This is a genomic window from uncultured Draconibacterium sp. (genome assembly GCF_913060805.1).
Lineage (GTDB): Bacteria > Bacteroidota > Bacteroidia > Bacteroidales > Prolixibacteraceae > Draconibacterium.
The window spans coordinates 134,847-151,719 of record NZ_CAJXTC010000003.1 but is presented as its reverse complement, the minus strand read 5'-3'; the positions used below and the strand labels follow the sequence as shown (position 1 = coordinate 151,719).

The 16,873-nt window shown below is 42.5% G+C and carries 15 protein-coding genes; 3 read left to right on the top strand and 12 right to left on the bottom strand.

Features of this window, described 5'->3' with window-relative positions:
- Position 1: 1 nt before the first annotated feature.
- From QZ576_RS02945 to typA, 5 genes are all read right to left on the bottom strand, one after another.
- A complete protein-coding gene (locus tag QZ576_RS02945; RefSeq protein ID WP_297093905.1) occupies positions 2–1,240 on the bottom strand; it encodes a PQQ-binding-like beta-propeller repeat protein in 1,239 nt (412 codons plus the stop codon).
- 3 nt (positions 1,241–1,243) lie between these two features.
- A complete protein-coding gene (locus QZ576_RS02940) occupies positions 1,244–1,951 on the bottom strand; it encodes a LytTR family DNA-binding domain-containing protein (protein ID WP_297093904.1) in 708 nt (235 codons plus the stop codon).
- A gap of 10 nt (positions 1,952–1,961) precedes the next feature.
- On the bottom strand, positions 1,962–3,017 hold the full coding sequence (locus tag QZ576_RS02935; RefSeq protein WP_297093903.1) for a sensor histidine kinase: 1,056 nt from the start codon (positions 3,015–3,017) through the stop codon (positions 1,962–1,964).
- A gap of 110 nt (positions 3,018–3,127) precedes the next feature.
- Entirely contained in the window at positions 3,128–4,339 is a 1,212-nt protein-coding gene (locus QZ576_RS02930) for a PQQ-binding-like beta-propeller repeat protein (protein WP_297093902.1), read from the bottom strand.
- Positions 4,340–4,745: 406 nt separating this feature from the next.
- Positions 4,746–6,557: a translational GTPase TypA gene (gene typA / locus QZ576_RS02925; protein WP_297093901.1), complete on the bottom strand. Its 1,812-nt coding sequence runs from the start codon at positions 6,555–6,557 to the stop codon at positions 4,746–4,748.
- Positions 6,558–6,859: 302 nt separating this feature from the next.
- Here typA and QZ576_RS02920 point away from each other — a divergent pair, with 302 nt between their 5' ends.
- Genes QZ576_RS02920 through QZ576_RS02910 form a run of 3 tightly spaced genes read left to right on the top strand, consistent with a single transcriptional unit; the run spans position 6,860 to position 8,329 of the window.
- Positions 6,860–7,354, top strand: coding sequence for an RNA polymerase sigma factor (locus QZ576_RS02920; protein WP_297093900.1), 495 nt, complete (start codon positions 6,860–6,862; stop codon positions 7,352–7,354).
- Positions 7,347–7,835, top strand: a complete 489-nt coding sequence (locus QZ576_RS02915; RefSeq protein ID WP_297093899.1) for a hypothetical protein — start codon at positions 7,347–7,349, stop codon at positions 7,833–7,835. The genes QZ576_RS02920 and QZ576_RS02915 overlap by 8 nt, the downstream gene beginning before the upstream one ends.
- 2 nt (positions 7,836–7,837) lie before the next feature.
- Positions 7,838–8,329: a DUF4252 domain-containing protein gene (locus QZ576_RS02910; RefSeq protein ID WP_297093898.1), complete on the top strand. Its 492-nt coding sequence runs from the start codon at positions 7,838–7,840 to the stop codon at positions 8,327–8,329.
- Between the two features lie 116 nt (positions 8,330–8,445).
- Here the strand turns inward: QZ576_RS02910 and QZ576_RS02905 are convergent, their stop codons facing one another.
- From QZ576_RS02905 to QZ576_RS02875, 7 genes are all read right to left on the bottom strand, one after another.
- Positions 8,446–8,991, bottom strand: a complete 546-nt coding sequence (locus QZ576_RS02905; RefSeq protein ID WP_297093897.1) for an archaemetzincin family Zn-dependent metalloprotease — start codon at positions 8,989–8,991, stop codon at positions 8,446–8,448.
- Between the two features lie 65 nt (positions 8,992–9,056).
- On the bottom strand, positions 9,057–10,400 hold the full coding sequence (locus tag QZ576_RS02900) for a sigma-54 dependent transcriptional regulator (protein WP_297093896.1): 1,344 nt from the start codon (positions 10,398–10,400) through the stop codon (positions 9,057–9,059).
- 1 nt (position 10,401) lies between these two features.
- A complete protein-coding gene (locus tag QZ576_RS02895) occupies positions 10,402–12,102 on the bottom strand; it encodes an ATP-binding protein (protein ID WP_297093895.1) in 1,701 nt (566 codons plus the stop codon).
- 81 nt (positions 12,103–12,183) lie between these two features.
- Positions 12,184–12,897 (bottom strand): hypothetical protein, encoded by a 714-nt coding sequence (locus tag QZ576_RS02890; RefSeq protein ID WP_297093894.1) that lies wholly within the window; start codon positions 12,895–12,897, stop codon positions 12,184–12,186.
- An 18-nt stretch (positions 12,898–12,915) separates the two neighbouring features.
- Positions 12,916–14,142: an NrfD/PsrC family molybdoenzyme membrane anchor subunit gene (gene nrfD, locus QZ576_RS02885; RefSeq protein WP_297093893.1), complete on the bottom strand. Its 1,227-nt coding sequence runs from the start codon at positions 14,140–14,142 to the stop codon at positions 12,916–12,918.
- Positions 14,135–14,998 carry a 4Fe-4S dicluster domain-containing protein gene (locus QZ576_RS02880; RefSeq protein WP_297093892.1) on the bottom strand — a complete coding sequence of 288 codons (864 nt, stop codon included), beginning with the start codon at positions 14,996–14,998 and terminating at the stop codon, positions 14,135–14,137. Before QZ576_RS02880 ends, nrfD begins: the two co-directional genes overlap by 8 nt.
- A 30-nt stretch (positions 14,999–15,028) precedes the next feature.
- The gene (locus QZ576_RS02875) at positions 15,029–16,714 is read right to left on the bottom strand and encodes a hypothetical protein (protein ID WP_297093891.1); all 1,686 of its coding nucleotides are present in this window, start codon (positions 16,712–16,714) and stop codon (positions 15,029–15,031) included.
- Between the last annotated feature and the right edge of the window lie 159 nt (positions 16,715–16,873).

Below are 16,873 nucleotides of genomic sequence, written 5' to 3'. Positions count from 1 at the left end.
GTTAAGCTTTAATATTGTACATCATTAACACCTCGCCATGGCGAATATACAGCTTGCCATTTGCGATAAACGGATGCGCCCAATGCGGTCCGGCACCCTCGGTATTTTTAAACTTGCTGATCACTTCAAAACCTTCAGGAGTTGGTTTTACCAAGCCAACATTTCCGCGCTCGTTGTAGCAATATAATAATCCGTCGGCCATCACCACCGAACCTTTCGAATCCCATTCGGTTTCGTATTTTATGTCACCGGTTTCCCAGTCCATACAAACCCAGTTTCCTTTGCTGTTATTCTCCCAGTTCGATCCGTAAACATAACCGTCGGCCAATACAAGTCCGCCATGATGATTATCAAGCACAGTGTTGGTGTATTTCTTTGAAACAGAATTGCCATCGGCACCAATTTTCAACATGGCTGCATCGTAATTGTAACCCATTGATATGAACACTTCGTCGCCTTTAACCAGCGGAGTATTTGTCCAGATCATACCATTTTCCTGCCACGTCCACTTTTCCGGATCGAAATGTCGGTAATGCCAGGCAACTTCGCCGGTTTCAGGTACCAATGCCAGAATTTCTTTTGCGGTAACAGCCAAAATATAACGTTTACCGTTAAGCTCGTAAACCGTTGCCGATGCATAACCGCGTGCTCCACCAACCGACTCGCTTTGCCAGATCGCTTCTCCGGTCATTTTATCAAGTGCAACAACACTGGTTTTGTCTCCGCCCGGTGTACAAATTACCATATTATCAAGAATAAGAGGAGTTTCTGAATTTCCCCAAACATGATAATCGGTTTCATAGTCTTTATCAACTTCCTTAGCCCAGATTTCTTCACCGGTTTCTTTATTTATACAGGCAACTTGCCCCATTCCACTTTGTACATAAATACGGTCGCCATCAATTACCGGCGAGCATCGTGTGTCGGGATACGAATTTTTCCACGACAATCCGTACGACACCTGGTATTTAAACGAACCGTCAGGATTGATCGCGGTCAGGTAATCGAGCGTGTCGATCATTCCGGTGGTGTAAATCATATCTCCTTCGGCAATTGCCGACGAATATCCTTTTCCAATTTTTTCAACTTTCATTAGCAATTCAGGTCCATCTTCGGGCCACTGTTTCAGCAAACCAGTCTCGGTGAAATGCCCGTCTCGGTTTGGTCCGCGCCACTGCGTAACCTGTGCGCTTAACGAAAAAGTAAATGCGGTAATTAAAAGTGTTAGTGCAATCTTCATGGTTTATTTGTTTAAGAATGAATTGTAATCGAGTTTTTCAAAGGTCTTTTCACGGTACCGCGTTCCTATCGGGAACTCTTTGTCGCCAACTGCCACCATTACCGGGCTAAAACTAGTAATGCGACTAACAGCTACCAAAAATGAGCGATGCACCCGGATAAAACTTTTATCGGGCAGTGCTTTTTCGAGCGCCGACATGGTACAGCGACTGTTGATTTCCCTGTCAGGTGTGTGCAATTTCAGGTAATCGCCAAAACTCTCCACATACACTATTTCGGTAACCGGTATTTTATGAATCACGTTTTTTTCGCGTAGATAAATGTATTCTGAATCACCGTTGTTTTTATGTAATGAAACTTCTTCTATCAACAGATTTTGCTGATTGTATTTTTCCACCGCCTGTAAAAAGCGCTCAAACGAAATGGGTTTCAACAGGTAATCCAACACATTCAGGTCGTAACTTTCAATGGCGTACTCGCGATAGGCAGTAGTAAAAACAATGGCCGGCGGATTTTTCAGGGTTTTAACCAGGTCGGTTCCTTTCATTTCCGGCATATTGATATCGAGAAAAACCAGGTCGACATTGTGCGATTTTAGGAAATCGAAAGCTTCAATGGCATCGGCACAAGACCCAACAATTTCCAACGAATCCAGCTTTTGAATATGCGATTTCAACACTTCAATCGCAAGCGGTTCATCATCAACTATCATGCACCTTGTTTTACTCATTGGTCCAGCACACTTTTAGGTTAATCTCAAATTTCGTATCCTGTTTATCAATCGTCAATTTATGCGATTTTGGATAAAGCAGCTCCAAACGCCGGCGCACATTTTTCAATCCTATTCCCTCATTCAGTTTTTCTTCCTTTTCCTTCTCGGGATGGATTGAATTCGTCACCTGCAAAGTCAGGCATTTTTCGTCAATCTTAATATCGATGTCTACCTTCGGATTTTTACGGTCTTTGCTGGCGCCATGTTTAAATGCATTTTCAATAAATGGCAATAAAATCAGCGGCGCAATCCTATGGTGGTCAACTTCTCCGTCAACATTATATTTGAGGTCGAGGCGATTATTGTAGCGCATGCTTTCCAATTCCACATAACTTTCAATAATCTGAATTTCTTCTTTTAGCGGAACAAAATCGTCGTTGCTTTTGTAGATCATATAATCGAGCAAACCCGAGAGTTTCAAAACAATATCAGGAGTCTTTTCCGATTTGATCAATGTGAGTGCATAAAGGTTATTCAGCGTATTAAAAAGAAAATGCGGATGAACCTGTGACTTCAGGAAATTCAATTCGGCCTCCAGCTTTTCTTCTGCCAGTTTTTTATTCTTTAGCTCGTCGATGTACCACTTTTTAAATACAATTATAAAGGCTGCCAACACCGGAATTCCGTAGTTAGAAATAATCTTACTCAGAATTTTAGGTACGTAAAACAGCGGCAACTGTGAGTAATCGAAAAACTCAGGAAATAAATTCGGGAAGTAGTACGACATGTAAATCAGGAAGCCAAACAGCAGCGCATGAATTAAAGTAAGGACGCCAAATGTTACGAACTTCTTTTTCTCCAAAGCAAAAGGCAAAATCAAATAAATCATCGTGTAAGTTCCGATGATTCGTGCGGGTAACAGCGTGAGACCGATGATAAATTCCGCGTAATAATGATCGAGATATCCGCCGTAGGTGAGCCAATAGCCAATAAAAACAACCACCCAAAACAAGAGGTGCCATAAAAAGCGGTAGCGGAAAAATATTGGTAATTGGTTATCGTTCATGATTTTTTCTCAAATATAGTTTTTGAGCTTTTGGTCGTCAAAAACATGCGACAAATACAGGCTAAAAAAGGATGTTTACCTTGCAAACATCCTTTTTTCTGTGCACGTTTCTATTTTATTTTGTAGGCAATGAGCACATCACCATGGCGCACAAACAGGCGGCCATTGTTGATTACCGGGTGTGCCCAGTGTTGGGCTGTTCCCAGTTCAACTTTTGTTTGGCTAACGATATTGAAACCTTCGGGTGTAGATTTAACCAGTGCTAATTCGCCACGTTCGCTGTAGCAATACAACATTCCGTCAGCATAAATGGTAACGCCTTTTGCTATATCTTTTGAAACGTATTTTTCTTCGCCAGTTTCCCAGTCTACACAACGCCATTCGCGCGCGTTATCGCCCGATCCGTACATATATCCGTCAACCACAACCATTCCTCCCATGCGGCTGTCGAGCTCCACTTTATCCCACTGTTGGGTAACGCTGCTGCCATCGTCGCTAAGCTCAAGTTTTACGCCACCTTTACCGTAACCGCTAAAACAAAACAGATCACCGTTGTAGAAAAGCGGTGTATTCGGATGAACGCTCCAGCGGTTGGTGTGTGGATAATCCCACAACAACTGTCCGTTTTTGGCATCAACACCGATAATATGATCGGCAGTGTGAGTAACTAATAATTTCCGCGCCGGAAGCTCCACCAGCAGCGGTGTGCAATAGGCTGATAATTCGCCTTTACCAGCTGAAGTCCAGATCAGGTCGCCAGTGGTACGATTCAGCGCCACCATATTGTTTTTCTTTCCGCCGGGAGTTAAATACAAAACATCGCCGTCAATCAGAACAGTTTCTGTTACACCCCAACGAATATTTGCACCATCAAAATCTTCGAATGCGCTCTTGCGCCATTTTACATCTCCGGTTTCTGAGTCCATGCAAGTTAGAATTCCGAATCCGCTGTAGATGTACATCAAATCGCCTGCCACTACAACCGACGAGCGCGCTCCCGGATAACTTTCAGTAAATTCTTTTCCGTACGAAACCTTCTTGATTACTTCCCCGGTTTGCGAGAAAATGAAGATAAAACCTTCGCCATCGATCATGGTCGACAAATAAATTTTATCGTTGGCAAAAACCGGCGACGAGTGTCCTTCACCTAATCCTTCAGCAGTCCACAAAATTTCAGGACCATTAGCCGGCCACTCTTTTAATAAGCCCGTTTCCGGGTAAACTCCGTTATTTTGGCCGCGCCAAACAGTTGGCTCCTGGGCGAATAAAATTATTGTTGAAAAAAGCAGTGCCGAAGCAAGAAATAAACATTTTCTGATCATGACTTTACAGTTAAGTTTTGCTCCTAAAAATAGAACCAAAAGCACACATTAGCAATGCTTACAAGTAATTTATCAGCTATCTAAATAGTAAGATATGTTTAGGATTGGTTTAGAAATTATTAACAATTCGGCACGCCAGAAAATGGGATTAAAACATATGTGTGAATTGTAAAAACGGCAGTGAATGATTTGATTGAATTAGCTGTTTTTGGGAATAAGTAACAATTGGACACAATTTTGTTTTCTTACAAATCCGACATCCAAGACCCCCTATAATCCCCCAAAGGGGGATAATTCCTCCCCTTTGGGGAGGCTAGGTGGGGTCAATAAAATCTATATATAGAACAGACTACACAAAAAAAGGCAGATTGATATCAACCTGCCTTTCTATATTTTTTGATCTGTTTTATTCGCTGATCATTTTTGCACGGCGTTTACGTTCATGCTCATCGAGGTAAATTTTACGGATACGCATAAAATTTGGTGTAACCTCAATGTACTCGTCGTTGCGGATGTATTCCATTGCCTCTTCCAACGAAAATTTGATAGCCGGAGCAATCGATGTTTTTTCATCAGCACCTGAAGAACGCATGTTCGACATCTTTTTGGTACGTATAATATTGATGGTCAAATCATCCTGGCGGGTATATTCACCAATTACCTGACCGGCATAAACTTCGTCTCCCGGCTCAACAAAGAAACGTCCGCGATCCTGCATTTTATCAATCGAATAAGCAATTGAAGTTCCTGTTTCCAGCGAAATCAAAGCACCGTTTCGTTTTACGCCCAGCTCGCCTTTCCAAGGTTCGTAACCTTTCAGGCGGTGCGCCATAATAGCTTCACCTTCGGTTGCTGTAAGCATTTGGTTACGTAGGCCGATCAAACCGCGCGATGGAATATAAAACTCCAAATGTGCACGTTCGTCTTTAACTTCAATATTTGCAATATCGCCTTTACGGGCAGTAACCAATTCAATTACTTTTCCCGAAAATTCATCAGGAACCTGAACGGTTAAGGCCTCGATCGGCTCACATTTTACACCATCAATTTCTTTAACAATTACCTGTGGCTGACCTACCTGAATTTCGTACCCCTCGCGACGCATGGTTTCAATCAGAATCGACAAGTGAAGAATTCCACGACCATAAACACGGAATGAATCTGCCGAATCGGTTTCTTCAACGCGCAATGCCAGGTTCTTTTCGGTTTCTTTGAACAGGCGGTCGCGCACTTGGCGGGAAGTTACAAACTTACCGTCGCGTCCAAAAAATGGTGAGTTATTCGACACAAATGTCATACTCATTGTCGGCTCATCCACTTGGATCGGTGTTAAACCTTCAGGCTCTTCAGCGTCGGCAACAGTATCGCCAATATCAAATCCTTCCAGGCCGAGTACGGCACAAATTTCGCCACACGGAACCGGATCTTTTGTTTTTTCTTTTCCGAGTCCTTCAAACAAGTAGCACTCTTTTGCTACCGATTTTATAATGCTTCCATCGCGTTTTACCAGCGAAACTCTCGATCCCGGAACCAACTCGCCGCGGGTAACTTTTCCTACAGCAATACGGCCGGTGTACGATGAATAATCAAGCGAAGTAATGCGCATTTGCACAGTTCCTTCTTTGGCTTGCGACGCCGGAATATGTTCCAAAATCTGATCGAGCAAATAAACAACATCTTCAGTTGGAGTTTGCCAATCCGGTCCCATCCATCCTGCTTTTGCCGATCCGTAAACGGTTGGGAAGTCCAACTGCTCTTCAGTAGCATCAAGGCTGAACATCAGGTCGAAAACTTTCTCCTGAGCAATTTCGGGTGTACAGTTTTCTTTATCAACTTTGTTAACCACCACCATTGGTTTTAATCCCAGTTCGATGGCTTTTTGCAGCACAAAACGGGTTTGTGGCATTGGTCCTTCAAAAGCATCAACAATCAATAAAACACCGTCGGCCATGTTCAATACACGCTCCACCTCGCCACCAAAGTCGCTGTGCCCAGGTGTATCGATGATGTTAATTTTGGTGTCTTTGTAGCGCACCGAAACGTTTTTCGAAAGAATGGTAATTCCACGCTCACGTTCCAGATCGTTGTTATCCAGTAAAAGTTCCTGAACCTCCTGGTTTTCGCGGAACAATTTTACCTGGTGAAGTATTCGGTCAACCAAAGTAGTTTTACCGTGGTCAACGTGTGCAATAATTGCAATGTTTCTGATTTCTGTCATTTTACTTTTTTCTAATCCAATTTACCAACACCGAATCTCATTATTTGTTTTCAATCAATTATTTATGACCTCAAAACCTTATTCCGGAATCGGCGCGCAAATGTAAGAAAGTTTTGCAGTGTAATGTCAGCATACCTATGAATAAAGTGCTTCTTATATTTAAATTTAATATCGGGGCACACAAAGCACTAAAAATCAGCTATCCGCGCAAGGAATACTACACAATGATTGCATTTTTTTACCTTAGCGTGTTATGAAATCGGCATTCGAACGTAATTCATAAAAGCAAGAGCCTAAAAAGCATGACAAGCAGCGATTTTGAAAAACTGATAATACAACACAAAGACAAACTGTTCAGGTTTGCCGCCAGCATACTAAAAGACAGCAACGACGCGCAGGATGCCGTTCAGGAGGTGGTGCTGAAGTTGTGGAAAAACAGGCGTTTGCTCGACAATGCGAAAAACCTGGAAAGCTATTGTATGAATACGGTTAAAAACCATTGTTTCGATGTGCTGCGAAAACAAAAACACCACCAAAATTACCTGTTGGCAAACGTTCACGAAGCGCAGGAAGAAACACGGTTTGATGCCATTGACCTGGTAGAAAAGCTGAAACAGGAATTACACCAATTACCCGATCAGCAACGAATGGCAATAGAGTTAAAAGATTTTCAGGGACTGGACTACGAAGAAGTAGGTGATATTATGGAACAAAGCGCGAATACAATTCGGGTACATGTTTCGAGAGGAAGAAAAAAATTATTTGAAATTTTTAAGGAGGAGTTAGCAAATGTGTAGCAAAAAATCAAAACACTTTCTTGATGAAGATTTCGATCTGAAAGATTTCAGCGCAAGCGAAAATGAAAATTCGTTGGAACAGGAGTTTATCCAATCGTACCAACAATTGAACGACCGGATAAATGCAGAAGTACCGGACTTTAATCCGTTCGAAAAATTAGAACAACATAAAAAACAACGTTTTCTGCAACCAAAACGATTGTTCGCCTATGCGGCCTCAATTCTACTGGTGGTGAGTTTGGTTGTTGTTGGTTTAAATCATACCCGCAACGAAAAACAAATCACATTAACAGAAAATGAGTTAGCCGAGCTACAGGAAAATACCAAGCTGGCTTTGTATCAGTTCTCGAAAGAAATGAACACTTGCCTTGGCAATCTTGAAAACGCAAAACGAATCAACGCTCCACTCAGTGAAGTAGAATCGTTGAGAAATTTAGATATCCAATTTGATAATCCAATTAAAGATCTTAAAATCAATTAATCATGAGAACAAAATTCATCTTATTTTTTCTATTTATTAGTTTCTGCAGCCTGGCACAAGATGGAAACAAAAATATCGATCAGGCCTTTAAACTAATCGACAATCGTGAGGATGCCTCTTATTTCGAGGTAACAAAAGACATGTTTAAAATGATGTCGGAATCAAGGGAAATTGGTCCTGAGTATAAAGAATACCTTAGCCAGTTACATCAACTAAAAATGATTCAGCCGGGCGGTGGAAACCGCATGCAGTTGGGCGAAGAATTCTACAATATATTTATGGAGAATGCCAACCTAAAAGATTATACGCGACTGATGACGCAAAGAGACCAACGCTCGAAAATATCGTTTTACAAAAAAGACGGTAAAGATGAGAATGAATTTCTACTGATCAGTAACAGCATGATCATTTACATTACAGGAACGCTCGATTTGCAAAATATGCAGCAATTTGAACAAATAATTGACATCGCCGGAAATGCAATGGGAATGTAGATGAAACTCACATTGGGAATTAGAAAAGGATGTCATCTTTTCAAAAAGATGACATCCTTAGGTAAATCTGCAAAATCTGCGTAATCTGCGTTCAAGAACTACTGAATCAAACCAAGTCAGATAGAATCAAGTGAAGCCTCCAATTCCTCCCTGCATTTATTGCAAAACTGCGGCTTTTTTTGGTCGATGTCTTCCACATAAGTTCCGGGGCGCATAACGCAAACCGGCACGTGGCAATGAATGAGCCCAAACGCATGCCCCAACTCATGGATCACTACTTTTCGGAACCGATCGTACAAAAGTCTTTCGTTTCCTTTCATCCCGTATTGTTGATTTCGTAGGCGATAAAGGGAGGCAATTCCGGTGCTTCCGTTATGTTGAGCCTGCCCAAAAATGTAGGTTAAAATGGGAATAAAAATATCGACCTGGAAAAGCCCGATGGTCTTTACAGAGTTGGCTGAATACTCACGATGAACCAAATCCAGTAAACGATTGGCGTCGTATTGTTTTCGAGCAGCATCGAAATAAGGGAGAATATCGTGGGTAAAAGGCACAACCGAAACCGGCCACCCAAAGGCGACTTCTATGTCCCAGGTCATTTGGTCGAGAACCCTCTTTTCGAACTTGCCCTGAACAACCAGCGTTATCCCTTTTTCTTTCAAAAAATTAAGTGTTTTAATTGCGCTAACCAGCCGTTTACGCGTGTTTATCAAAGCTCAGCAACCCACTAATTTTTGGGTGAACTAAGCTGATACTTTTTAATTTTATTGTACAGAGTTACCCGGTCGATCTGAAGAACCTTAGCCGAGCGACTGATGTTCCAATCGTATTTTTCCAGCGTTTTCTGAATGTATTTTTTCTCCAGTTCATCCAAACTGTCGTTCGAATCGGTAACGCTATCGGTTTCCAGCGGAAGATCTTTCAAACGGATCTCCTTCCCGTTTCCAACAACTATTGCACGTTCGATCATGTTTTCCAGCTCACGAACATTGCCGGGGTAATTATATTCTTCGAGCCGTTGCAAAGCAGCCTGATCGATGGTGATCAAATCGCGGCTCATGGAAGTGCAGTATTTTTTAATGAAATAGCTTACTAACATCGGGATGTCTTCTTTTCTATCACGGAGTGGCGGAATGGCAATATTCACCACATTTAACCGGTAATATAGATCCTCGCGAAACGAACCGTCGGCAACCATTTTTTTCAGGTCTTTGTTGGTTGCGCAAATAATCCGGAAATCCGATTTTATCTCTTTGTTTCCACCCACGCGGGTAAAGGTTTTCGATTCGAGCACGCGCAAAAGTTCCACCTGCATTTTCATCGAAATGGTTGCAATTTCATCCAGAAAAATGGTACCTCCGTCGGCCATTTCAAAACGACCTTTGCGGTTGAACATCGCCCCGGTAAACGCACCTTTTTCGTGCCCGAATAACTCGCTCTCCAGCAAATCTTCCGACAAGGCACCACAATGAACGGTAACCATCGGGAAAAACTTACGCGGCGAATTGGAATGAATGGCATGTGCAATCAACTCCTTCCCTGTTCCGCTTTCGCCCGTAATAATTACCGACGAACTTGATGCCGCCACATTTTCAACCTCTTTTAACACGCGGATCATACTTTCGCTGTTGCCCACAATATCTTCGATATTCTCCAGCGTTACAATTTTATTTTTGAGTGTTTCATTTTCACTTCGCAGCGAGATTTGCCGTGCTGCATTCCGGATCAGGTGAGACAGATCATCCGGATCGAAAGGTTTGGTTATATAATCGAAAGCACCGTCCTTTAATGCCTGAACGGCCGTTTCAACCGATGCAAAAGCAGTCATTACAATTACAATGGCGGCGCTGTCGAATTCTTTAATGCGCCGGTGCATTTCCAGTCCGTCCATCCCGGGCATTTTAATATCGGCCAGTATAATATCAAAATTTCCCGACTCGATTTTCGAGAGCGCTTCTTTGGCGTTGGCGGCGCTGTCAACCTCGTATCCATCCTCAATAAACCAGTTATAGAGCGAATCCCTAACCGATTCCTCATCGTCAACTATTAATATGGAAATGCTTGTCTTCATATCACTGATCTTCTTTGGTTATCAAATTAAATACAACCGACATTGTCGTTCCTTTTCCGGGTTCCGAAACCACCTCGATTTTACCTTTGTGGCTTTGCACAATTCCGTGAACAATAGCTAATCCTAATCCTATTCCGCTGGCGCGTTGTTTAGCCGAATAAAACGGCTGAAAAATGCGCGAAATGTCTTCTTTGGCAATTCCAACTCCGTTGTCGATAATGTCCATTTTTATGTGTTCCGCATCAGGGTTCGATGTTTTTATCAGCACCTCGGCATTGGTAGTAACCGCTTCCTGCGCGTTAACCAACAAGGCCACGCACACCTGTTTTATCTGGTTATCGTTACAAAGAATCAGATCGGATGTTGCCGCAAAATCGGTATAAAAATGAATGCCGGCAATGTGCATTTGATGCGCCATTAAGGTGTACGATTCTTTAAGAATATGATTCAAGGAATGTTGTTCAAAATTCTCCTGATCTTTTCGTGAGAAATCAAGCAGTCCCCGAACGATACTACCACAACGTTTTGATTCGTTTTCAATCACTTTCAGATGTTTCAGCATCGAGTCTTTTGAATCATCGGGTAAATCGAGTTTCGCCAGTTTTTTGGCTACCAACTTGCTGTAAGTCAAAATTCCGGAAAGCGGATTATTGATTTCGTGAGCTACCGACGAGGACAATTTACCCAGCGATGTAATCCGCTCAATATGAATCAACTCATTTTGAATTTCAGCCAACTCTTCCGATTTTCGCTGCACTTTGTATTCCAACTGATGCGACCAGTTTTCCAGCTCGCGGTTGGCAGCATCCAGGTTATCGAGCATATTATTAAATGCCAGCGATACAGAACGCATATCTTCCAAGAGGTATGGTTTAATTTCAAGGCGGCGGCTACGGTCGCCTTTCGACACTTCCTCACTGGCAACAATAATTTCGTTCAACGGTTTCTGAATCTTATTCTTGGTAAAAAATATAAGCAGCGAAACCAGAATTATGGTTACAATAATGGCCAGTAAAAAGAATTCCGTGGAGGATTTGTTAACGGCCGAATCAAGCTCCGACAAAGGTACTTTAATGATCAGCGACCCCAATATTTCTTCATTCTGACTATGTGCGTGACAAGCACTCACATAACACGATCGTTCGTTTAAAATGGGCGTTCGCACCAACAGTTGCCGGTGCCCTTTATCGTTTTGCTCGATGTTGCAAGGACTTTTAAAATCGATGATGCGATACGCTTTCTGCTTTGTGGGAAACAAGTCGGAGAAGTTATCGTGACAACTCATGCAGTTGGGGCCGTTTCTCATCAGCGAGTCGGCAACAATCGAAGTAGAATACACCAAACTATCGGCATTATCGTACATGTTTACCTCGTCGATACCCGGCATGGAATTGATAATATCGAGCGTACTTTGCAGGGCACTTTTATCGTTTTTCAACATTGAATAATAAAGCGACCCTTCAACAATCGACCCTATATTATCTCCCTGCTGGCGAATAACAGTGCGTAGATATCCTTCGTAAACCGACCTAAAAATGAGGCTGTAAGAGATAAACAAAAACAACGAAAGTATAGCAATTATATAAATTACCCGGGCATAAATCGACGAACGAAAACTCAGGTAACGCCGTATAAATTTTGGAAAGGAATCCCGCTGTTTCCGGCCGGACGTAGTTGTACTATTATCATCGTTTTTATTCATCACGAGTCAGTCAATCGGTTTTTTTATAAGAAACCTCCAAGGTACGAAAAAGAACAAATGATTAACAAAAACTTTCACTAATCAGCGCTGCTCCTCCATAAATTCATTTTGAAATTCATCCCAAATACCGGCGTCCATTTTTTCCAGCGGATTAGGTTCCAGTTCACCACCTTCCTGAAAAGCCAAAACGGTGGAAACGCCTGCCTGCCGCGCCAGATTGATATTCAAAAAATCCTTTAGGCGTGTTATCTCGTCGGTAAACCAGTTTGCAGCTTCGGCACCCAATAAAAATCCCGAAGTTTCTTTTTGCCAACTGGCCGGAACGATTGAATATAACCATCCAGCTTCGAGTTCATTCGTGCCGGACACAGCATCTTCCAAGGGCACATTCGCCGCCACAATTTCTCCGGACAACGGCGAGTGAACACGCAGTTGTTTTCCTCCCTGCTCGATTATCGCAAGCACTTCGCCTTTTTTTACCGTATCACCGGTCGATTTCAGATGAAGTATTGAAATTTCTCCCAGCACATTTTGCAGAAAATCATCCAGTCCGATTTTTGCCTGCCCCGATTTCTCCAAATACATCCAGGTGTGATTCGGGCTGAAAAACAAACCTTTCGGAATACGCAAAAAGTTGGTAGTAAGAACGCGAATGCCTTGCTGAATATGCTGAACGACTTCGCTTTTTCGGTTCACGATCACCCAGAAAGGGATCAGCAACAAAAGAAATATGATAACTACAATGTATTCGATTCCTTTTGTATCAAACAGATTTGAATATGTAAATCCTTCCATTTTGTTCGCTTTTAAATGTTAATGCATATTTTTTGCCCACGACGGCGATTCGCGCAACACCGGTAAACGGTTGATCACCCAGCGGAAAATCCATATTTCGGTAAAAATAACGGCCATGGTAACCACAATTTCCATCCACGACGGAACGTAGTGCACGGCAGCATCCCAGCGGAAACCGATCACCGTAACATTCAGACGGTTAACAATAACACCCAGCATGGTAATTACCGATGCCACTTTAATGAGCGTAATATTGTTGTTTCGGTAACTATAATAAAAAAGCAGCATGGGAAGTAGCACAAAACCGAGCATTTCGGTTAGGTACCAATAGCCCATCGGCGTACTCAGGTAATCCCAGTTTTTGCTGTGAACAAACACCAGTACCTGCAGGAAAAAGTAGGCAAACAATGCGCCTGTGCAAACCTTCGATAATCCACGAAGAATTTTGTGATGCTGCTCGTGGTTCTTTTCGCTGATCTGATCACTAAAAACTTTGTGCGTAATCGATCCTTCGAAAATCACCATCGACAAGCCGGCAAAAATACTTGATACAAAAAACAGGATGGGTATAAACTCGGAGTACCACAGCGTGTGAATTTTTTCCTTTGCCATCAGATACAAAGCTCCCAGTCCAGATTGGTGAAGTGTTGACAAAGTGATGCCAAAGATCACAGCTGCCAAAGTCATTCCTGAAAGGATTTTACAGGCTCTTTTTGCACCAAGCCACTCGGCAATGGCTGGCGAAAATTCGATTAATTCGGCCAGCATATACAGCAGAAAATGCCAGGCCACCAAAAACAGTACTGAGCTGGTTCCGAATCCGTTACCGATTATCGGGTTGATAACATTCCACGGACGCCCCAGATCGAGCAGCAAAGCACCTGCATAAAATACGTAGGCCAAAAATCCATTTAACACGGTTACCCTTACAATGGAACGATAGCTTTTCATATTCAGGATATAAACCATGAAGGTTACCACATATGCACCGCCGGCAAAAGCAACTCCGGTTACTACATCGAAACCGATCCACAATCCCCATGGCACTTCTTGTGTGAGGTTGGTAATCGATCCGATTCCTTTCCAAAAACGGATAACGATCAACCCAAGACCGAGTAGCATTATCGGTATGGAAATAACGTTGAACCAGGTAAACATTTTCCCTTTGGGTTTTAGCTCTCCAAGGAAAAATTTCCAACGGCTCTTTTTTTCTTCGCTTAAAGGTACGCTTATGGTATTATTCATGATCTTCAGTTTTAGGTTGTTTATCTTTTGTGGCGTCCTGAATTCCCAGCAACATCATGGGCCACAGCACAAATACTGCAGGAACACTGTACAAAAATCCTTTGGTTAACGATGGATACGAAGCTTTTTGAATGCCGGTATTAAAACCGATTTCTTCAAAAGGAACAGGAGACAAATACAAAAATGAAGTTCCTCCGGCTTCGGTTTCGCCATAAATATGATCGTAATAAACATCCGGATTTTCGCTGATCCTTCGACGCGCCTCAGCAATTAATTCGCGCCGGGTGCCAAATAGTAGCGCCTCTCCCGGGCAGTTTTCCACACAGGCCGGCAATTTCCCTTCTTCCTGCCGCTCGAAACACATGTTACATTTTGTAATTTTTGGGTTCGGACTATCATATTCAAACTTCGGCACATCAAACGGACAGGAAACCATACAATAACGGCAGCCCATACATTTGTCTTCGCGCCAAATTACCGGCCCCTCCTTGGTTTTGTGCATCGCCTGCGTTAAACAAGCTGCTCCGCAGGCTGGGTCATTACAGTGCATACACTGGCGTTTTACGTACACTTCGCCAATCGAAGTATCGTAAGAATTTACAACAGTACGCCGGTTTTCATCGGTTTTTCGCACAACACCCATTTCCGGAAAATCTTCCGGCTCGGGCAAATTATGCGCTTCGGCACACGAAAACTCACAGGTTTGGCAACCAATACATTTTGTAGAATCGTACAAAATGGCTTTGAATTCTGTCACTTCTTCGTTGGCGGGTCTAGCCGGTGCTTCTTTCCCGAAAACAAATGTAGCTCCCGTTACTCCCAATGCCTTGAAGAAACTTCTTCTGTTTATACTCATGGTTTGTTACTTAAAATGTTTATTAGGTAATTAGTGCGTATCAGCAGTATTGATAAAATAGTTCTGAAAGTCTTCCCACACCTTGGGATCAAGGTCTTTCAACGGATGCAACATGAGTTCACCACCTTCCTGAAAGGCCGGTTTTCCCTCTTCCAGATTCATGATATTGAGCGAGCATGCCAGGAAATCTTTCAGCCGACTGAACTCTCCAATTATCCACTCGCGATAGCTATTTCCCATTTTAAAAAACTGCGTTTCCCGAAGCCAGTTCGATGGCTCGATTTTATACACCCAACCTTCGCCATAAGGCTCATTATTAATGATAAACGGATCGGCAACCAAACTTTCATTGATCTCTTTTACCGTTCCCGAAACCGGAGAATTCAGCGTAATTTGTTTTCCTTTTCGGATCAGCGTGACCACCGGCTCCATTCGTTTTACTTTTTCGCCCGGACTTTTCATGATAAGGCGGGTATAATCGCCGGTAACATTCGAAATGAAATCATCGACTCCCATTTTTACCCGGCCACCTTCTTCCATAAAAACCCAGGTATGCGTTTTATCGAAATACAAGCCATTTGGGAAATCGAGAGAGGCTTCGTTTAATAGCTTCACGTACCTTGTTTTATTAAGTAGCGGGGCTTTCGCCTTTTGTTTGCGGATGAAATGGCGAACAACAAAAAACACCACGAGAACCCCCAAAAAAGCGACAACAATTCGGAAGAACGCTGTGGATCTTGTGCTTGCCGTTTCGTATTCGGCCATTAAAACCGGAGGAGTTAGCTTTTCGAGATTCGATTGTTTTTCCGAATGAACCAATTCTGTAAATCCATTCTGCGCAACTAATACTTGGCCCGAAGAAGTAATCCAACTCAAAAAGTTGTTTATTTCAGCATTTTCGGGGAAAGCAGAAGAAACTGCATATATATTGTATATCATCGAATGCGGATATTTCCCGATCCAAACCGACCGCTCAAACTGTTCCGAACTGGCGTAAATATTTTCGTAATAATCCAGCCGTCCGTTTTTGTTTCGGTCGATTGGAAGTAACGCGATATTTTCAGCAAAATCCTGTTGATCCAAATCAGTAATCGCCGACAACCTGCAAAATCCAATGGCATTTACATCGTTTTTTACAGCTTTTAGAAAATTGGCTTGCGACAGCGATTCTAATGTGTTGATTTCAGTTAGATCAACTTCCAAAAACTTTGCTACCGACACTTTTACTTCCGGCTCATCCAGCACATAAAAATTAACAGGTTTATGATTTTCATTGCCCGCTAATGTGCCCCAGTTTTTGTTGTTGTTCTGAAAAACTGTTGCCAGTTTATTAACAGAAACTCCTGTTTCGGCAAGCTCTTTTGCCAATGGATTAGCTTTATTAAAAACCGTTACCACCACTTCGCGCCCCAGCGTCAGCTGCCACATTTCACCAATATTTGACGAAACATCAGCTTGCTGCATAACAATGGCAATCGAATTGTCTCCTTCAATCTTGCTGTTGATTTCAGCACGGCTAACAGGAGTAAGTTCAAAGTTAAAATCGGTGTTGGTTTGCCGATATTTATCGATCCATACCTCAGTGAGGTTACGCATTTCGAGAGTTGTAAAAATCTTTACCTGATCATTTATCGCCTGGTTTTCGGCGTTTTGGCTTCTCGCACCGCTAACTATTAGCAGGAGCAGCACTACGGTCGTTAAAATCCTGGTTCTCATTGTTGAATTAATTTTATCGTTTTTTTACAGGCCTTGAATCCTTTTTACAGATTCTTTTCCAGCTAAAAACGCTTAATCCAACTATGATACCAAACAATTTAACTCATTGACTTTCTGCACATTATACACTTATTTGCCATTTTAAAAGCAAAACAAAGT

Excerpts from the sequence above, each read along its gene's own strand:
- QZ576_RS02945 (WP_297093905.1), bottom strand. The coding sequence starts at position 1,240 with ATGAAGATTGCACTAACACTTTTAATTACCGCATTTACTTTTTCGTTA.
- QZ576_RS02940 (WP_297093904.1), bottom strand. The coding sequence starts at position 1,951 with ATGATAGTTGATGATGAACCGCTTGCGATTGAAGTGTTGAAATCGCAT.
- QZ576_RS02935 (WP_297093903.1), bottom strand. The coding sequence starts at position 3,017 with ATGAACGATAACCAATTACCAATATTTTTCCGCTACCGCTTTTTATGG.
- QZ576_RS02930 (WP_297093902.1), bottom strand. The coding sequence starts at position 4,339 with ATGATCAGAAAATGTTTATTTCTTGCTTCGGCACTGCTTTTTTCAACA.
- typA (WP_297093901.1), bottom strand. The coding sequence starts at position 6,557 with ATGACAGAAATCAGAAACATTGCAATTATTGCACACGTTGACCACGGT.
- QZ576_RS02920 (WP_297093900.1), top strand. The coding sequence starts at position 6,860 with ATGACAAGCAGCGATTTTGAAAAACTGATAATACAACACAAAGACAAA.
- QZ576_RS02915 (WP_297093899.1), top strand. The coding sequence starts at position 7,347 with ATGTGTAGCAAAAAATCAAAACACTTTCTTGATGAAGATTTCGATCTG.
- QZ576_RS02910 (WP_297093898.1), top strand. The coding sequence starts at position 7,838 with ATGAGAACAAAATTCATCTTATTTTTTCTATTTATTAGTTTCTGCAGC.
- QZ576_RS02900 (WP_297093896.1), bottom strand. The coding sequence starts at position 10,400 with ATGAAGACAAGCATTTCCATATTAATAGTTGACGATGAGGAATCGGTT.
- QZ576_RS02895 (WP_297093895.1), bottom strand. The coding sequence starts at position 12,102 with ATGAATAAAAACGATGATAATAGTACAACTACGTCCGGCCGGAAACAG.
- QZ576_RS02890 (WP_297093894.1), bottom strand. The coding sequence starts at position 12,897 with ATGGAAGGATTTACATATTCAAATCTGTTTGATACAAAAGGAATCGAA.
- nrfD (WP_297093893.1), bottom strand. The coding sequence starts at position 14,142 with ATGAATAATACCATAAGCGTACCTTTAAGCGAAGAAAAAAAGAGCCGT.
- QZ576_RS02880 (WP_297093892.1), bottom strand. The coding sequence starts at position 14,998 with ATGAGTATAAACAGAAGAAGTTTCTTCAAGGCATTGGGAGTAACGGGA.
- QZ576_RS02875 (WP_297093891.1), bottom strand. The coding sequence starts at position 16,714 with ATGAGAACCAGGATTTTAACGACCGTAGTGCTGCTCCTGCTAATAGTT.